Source organism: Arenimonas sp. (genome assembly GCF_044348765.1).
Taxonomy (GTDB): domain Bacteria; phylum Pseudomonadota; class Gammaproteobacteria; order Xanthomonadales; family Xanthomonadaceae; genus Arenimonas.
The window spans coordinates 1-5,084 of the sequence record NZ_JBIKSE010000061.1; the positions used below are offsets into that span (position 1 = coordinate 1).

General features: G+C 58.3%; 5 protein-coding genes. All 5 read left to right on the forward strand.

Features of this window, described 5'->3' with window-relative positions; all coding sequences use genetic code 11:
- Positions 1-502: 502 nt before the first annotated feature.
- The 5 genes from thrS (at position 503) to pheS (ending at position 4,919) form a co-directional block, all read left to right on the forward strand.
- Positions 503-2,407 (forward strand): threonine--tRNA ligase, encoded by a 1,905-nt coding sequence (gene thrS, locus ACIQ0Q_RS08155; RefSeq protein ID WP_395772444.1) that lies wholly within the window; start codon positions 503-505, stop codon positions 2,405-2,407.
- A gap of 33 nt (positions 2,408-2,440) precedes the next feature.
- The gene (gene infC / locus ACIQ0Q_RS08160) at positions 2,441-2,968 is read left to right on the forward strand and encodes a translation initiation factor IF-3 (RefSeq protein WP_395772446.1); all 528 of its coding nucleotides are present in this window, start codon (positions 2,441-2,443) and stop codon (positions 2,966-2,968) included.
- A gap of 281 nt (positions 2,969-3,249) precedes the next feature.
- Positions 3,250-3,453 carry a 50S ribosomal protein L35 gene (gene rpmI / locus ACIQ0Q_RS08165; RefSeq protein WP_297802333.1) on the forward strand — a complete coding sequence of 68 codons (204 nt, stop codon included), beginning with the start codon at positions 3,250-3,252 and terminating at the stop codon, positions 3,451-3,453.
- Positions 3,454-3,466: 13 nt separating this feature from the next.
- Positions 3,467-3,826: a 50S ribosomal protein L20 gene (gene rplT, locus ACIQ0Q_RS08170; protein ID WP_297802328.1), complete on the forward strand. Its 360-nt coding sequence runs from the start codon at positions 3,467-3,469 to the stop codon at positions 3,824-3,826.
- Between the two features lie 97 nt (positions 3,827-3,923).
- Complete coding sequence (pheS, locus tag ACIQ0Q_RS08175) at positions 3,924-4,919, forward strand: phenylalanine--tRNA ligase subunit alpha (RefSeq protein ID WP_395772445.1); 996 nt, start codon at positions 3,924-3,926, stop codon at positions 4,917-4,919.
- The last annotated feature ends 165 nt before the right edge of the window (positions 4,920-5,084 follow it).

Here is a 5,084-nt window from a genome sequence, read left to right on the forward strand (position 1 = left end):
GCACGAAGCCACTGTCGAATACCGAAACTGTGGCCTCAGCGCGTGGTTTGAGGATGCCATTGACCCAGATCCGGATGTCGGCGTTGCGCACGTCGTCGTGGAAGTCGTGAATGCTGGTGCTCATAGTGCTGCAACCTCAATGAATAGGCTTTACTTTAAATCAGACCCAAACCTGCTGTAAATGGTTGATTGGAAATGACCTATATTCCTTAACAGTGCTGCGCCTTCACTGATTATGGGCTTAGCGTTCATGGATTCTGATAAAACCTCCTCTGACTCAGAAAAACATCGCATTTGCAGTGTTTTTTGGGCCATGAATTGCCGTAAACCCCGATTCTGATTGACTTTCCAGTGCAAAAAGCCTAACTTATATTTAACAAATACAGGTGACGCCCCGCGTCGAGAGTGCGACATGTCCACATCCATGAATCATCGTCATCTCCATGGCTGAGCGCGACAGCGGACGCTCGGCGTCCATCGATACTCTTCACCCTGCGAATCTATGATCACCATTACGCTTCCTGACGGCTCCAAGCGGCCGTTCGAAACCCCCCCTTCCGTTTATGATGTCGCCGCCTCGATTGGCGCCGGTCTGGCCAAAGCGGCTTTGGCCGGCAAGGTCGATGGCAGGCTGGTCGACACGGCCTATACCATCGCCAGCGATGCCAGTCTGGAAATCGTGACTGAAAAACATCCGGATGCGCTGGACATCCTGCGTCATTCTTCCGCGCATTTGCTGGCCCAGGCCGTGCAGCGTCTGTATCCCGGCGCCCAGGTCACCATCGGTCCGGTCATCGACAACGGCTTCTATTACGATTTTGCCTACGAGCGTCCGTTCACGCCGGAAGACCTGCCCAAGATCGAAGCCGAAATGGCCAAGATCATCCAGGAAGCGCATGCGGTATCTCGCAGTGTGAAATCCCGTGACGAGGCCGTGGCCTACTTCAAAAGTCTCGGCGAGCACTACAAGGCGGAAATCATCGCCGCGATTCCGGCCACCGAGGATTTATCGCTGTACACGCAGGGCGAGTTCACCGATCTATGCCGTGGACCGCATGTGCCGGATACCGGCAAGCTGCGCGCCATCAAGTTGATGAAAGTCGCCGGCGCCTACTGGCGCGGTGACTCCAACAACGCCATGCTCAGCCGCATCTACGGTACCGCCTGGTTGAATGAAAAAGACCTCAAAGCCTATCTGTTCCAACTGGAAGAAGCGGAAAAGCGCGACCACCGCCGTATCGGTAAGGCACTAGATCTGTTCCACCAGCAGGAAGAAGCGCCGGGCATGGTGTTCTGGCATCCGAAAGGCTGGGCGCTCTGGCAGGTGGTCGAGCAGTACATGCGCGGCGTGTACCGCGACTCCGGCTATCAGGAAGTCCGTTGCCCGCAGATTCTCGATGTGTCGCTGTGGAAGAAGTCCGGGCACTGGGACAACTACAAAGAAAACATGTTCTTCACCGAATCGGAAAAGCGCACCTACGCGGTCAAGCCGATGAACTGTCCCGGACATGTCCAGATTTTCAACCACGGTCTGCACAGCTACCGCGATCTGCCGATCCGCTATGGCGAATTCGGTTCCTGTCATCGCAATGAGCCTTCCGGCGCCCTGCATGGCATCATGCGCGTGCGCAGCTTCACTCAGGACGACGGCCACATTTTCTGTACCGAAGACCAGATCGAAGCGGAAGTGACCGCGTTCCACCGTCAGGCCATGGCGGTGTATGCCGACTTCGGCTTTACCGACATTTCCCTGAAAATCGCCCTGCGTCCTGAAAAGCGCCTTGGCACCGATGCCACCTGGGACAAAGCCGAGCATGCGTTGCGTGCCGCGCTGGGCGCCTGCGGCGTGCAGTGGCAGGAGCTGCCGGGCGAGGGCGCCTTCTACGGTCCGAAGATCGAATACCACATGCGTGATTCCATCGGCCGCGGCTGGCAGGTCGGCACCATGCAGGTCGATTTCATGATGACCGAACGTCTTGGCGCCGAATACATCGATGAAAGCTCCAGCAAGCGTCATCCGGTCATGTTGCATCGGGCCATTGTCGGCTCCATGGAGCGCTTCATCGGTATCCTGATCGAAAGCCATGCCGGCGCCCTGCCGACCTGGCTGGCACCGGTGCAGGCGGTGGTCATGAACATCACCGATGCCCAGGCCGATTTCGTTGATTCCGTGCAGCAGGCCTTGCTCGGGAAAGGCTTCCGGGCCGCCAAGGATTTGCGTAATGAGAAGATCGGCTATAAAATCCGCGAGCATACCCTGCAACGGGTACCCTATCTGCTGGTGGTCGGCGACCGCGAGAAGGAGAACGGACAGGTTGCAGTACGGACCCGTTCGGGGGAGGATCTGGGGGTCATGAGTCTCGACGCCTTCATTGAACGCCTGCACGCAGAAACCCCGCGGCACTGAGCCGTGGGCCCATTTCCCCAAGAGGATTGACTAATCAATACGCCCGTTTCAGAAAAAGGTAACCGCAAGAACCACGAAATCCGCGTCCCGCGCGTCCGCGTCATCGGTGCCGACGGCGAGATGGTCGGCGTCCTGAGCCGCGATGAAGCGCTCGCGCTCGCCGAAGAATCCGGCATGGATCTGGTAGAAATCCAGCCCAACCAGGATCCGCCGGTCTGCCGCGTGATGGATTACGGCAAATTCCGCTTCGAGCTACAGAAGAAAGCGGCGGCCGCCAAGAAAAAGCAGAAAGTGGTGGAAATCAAGGAAGTCAAGTTCCGCCCGACCACCGATGTCGGCGATTACAGCATCAAGCTGCGCAATGTCCGCCGCTTCCTGGAAGAAGGCGACAAGGTCAAAGTCAACATCCGCTTCAAGGGCCGCGAAATGTCGCACCAGGAGTTGGGTGTCGAAATGGCCAAACGCATCGAGACCGATCTGGTCGAAGAAGCCGTCATCGAGTCGCGCCCGCGCCTGGAAGGCCGGCAGATGATCATGATGATTGCTCCGAAGAAAAAATGAGCCGACGGGCGGTTTCGGCCGCCTTTCCTTGATTTTCCCCTCAATACAACCGGCTAACAGCCGGTTTTCATTCATTTTTAGCCTGATTTGGCTTGCCCGAACCCGAAAAACCGGTCATAATGCTCGGCTCTTGGTTCGCCAAGCGGCCGCGCGGCCGTAGCCTTCGGGCAGCGCAATTGGACCCTCGGGCGCGCAAGCGTCCACTCGCGACACAGGCAGGACGGAAAGTATGGCGCAAGCCATCGCCTGGTCAGTTAATCACCGAAAAGGATCATCCCCCAATGGCCAAGAATAAAATCAAGACCAACCGGGCGGCCGCCAAGCGCTTCCGCAAGACGGCATCCGGAAAATACAAGTGCGGCCACGCCAACCGTAGCCACATCCTCACCAAGAAAGCGACCAAACGCAAACGCAATCTGCGCCAGACGAATCACGTCCGCGCCGAAGATGCCGGCCGTTTGGACCGCATGCTGCCCTATCTCTAAGGAGGATTGAACCATGGCACGAATCAAACGTGGTGTTACCGCACACGCCCGTCACAAGAAAATCCTGAAGCTGGCCAAAGGCTACTACGGCGCACGCCGTAAGGTCTTCCGCGTCGCCAAACAAGCCGTCACCAAGGCCGCACAATACGCCTATATCGGACGTAAGCAGCGCAAGCGCCAGTTCCGTAGCCTGTGGATCACCCGCATCAATGCGGCTGCCCGCATCAACGGCTTGAGCTATAGCCGCTTCATGAATGGCGTGCTGAAAGCCAACATCAAGCTGGACCGCAAGGCGCTCGCCGACATCGCAATCCATGATGCCGCCGCTTTCGCCAAAATCGCCGAGCAGGCCAAGAGCGCCCTCGCGGCCTGATTGCAGGCTTGACGCTTTGCGCGAGCAGGGCTGAAACCGACAATGGGGAAGGGCGCAAGTCCTTCCCCATTGTCATTTGAAATTCCTCTGGAATCCGATGAGCACAATCGATCAATTGACCGCAAAGGCCCTGCAGCAGATTGCCGATGCCGGAAACCTCGACGCACTGGACACATTGCGCGTGGCCTTGCTCGGCAAATCGGGCGAAATCACCCTGCAACTCAAGCAGCTCGGTGCGCTTGCACCGGACGAACGCAAGGCCGCCGGCGAAGCCATCAACCGCGCCAAGGATGCCGTGGCCGAGGCCATTGCCGAACGCAAGTTGCAGCTGGAGCAGGCCGCGCTGGATCGGCGTCTGGCCTCCGAGCGTATCGATGTCACTCAGCCGGGCCGTGGTCTGTTGCCGGCCAACGCGCATCCGGTCAGCAAAACTCTGGAGCGCATCAGCGAGATCTTTTCGCGACTGGGCTACCAGACCGCCGAAGGCCCGGAAGTCGAAGACGACTGGCACAATTTCGAGGCGCTGAATTTCCCGCCGCATCATCCGGCGCGCGCCATGCACGACACTTTTTATTTTCCCAGCGGCCATCTGCTGCGCACTCACACCTCGGGGGTGCAGGTGCGTTTCATGAAGGACAACAAGCCGCCGCTGCGCATGATCGCGATGGGCAAGGTCTACCGTTCCGATTCCGACCAGACCCACACGCCGATGTTCCACCAGATGGAAGGCCTGCTGATCGATGAGACCTCCAGTTTCGCGGACCTGAAGGGCACACTGGCGGCCTTTGTGCGCGCGTTCTTCGAGCAGGATTTCGAGATGCGTTTCCGACCCAGCTATTTCCCGTTCACCGAGCCCTCGGCAGAAGTGGACATCGCCTGGCAACAGCCGGACGGCAGCACCCGCTGGCTGGAGGTTCTCGGCTGCGGCATGGTGCACCCGAATGTCCTGCGCAGTTGCGGCATCGACCCGGAACGCTACACCGGTTTCGCCTTCGGTCTGGGCATCGAGCGTTTCGCCATGTTGCGTTATGGCGTGAACGATCTGCGCAGTTTCTTTGAAAACGATACCCGGTTCCTGAAACAGTTCGCCTGATTGACGTTGCGCTTTGTGCGCGCTATGGATTGATGAGATATGAAGTTTCCTGAAAGCTGGCTCCGACAACATGTGCAGACCGATGCCGGCCATGATGCGCTTTCGGCCTGTCTGACCGCCATTGGCCTGGAAGTCGAAGAAGATGCCCCGATCGGCGCCGCGCTG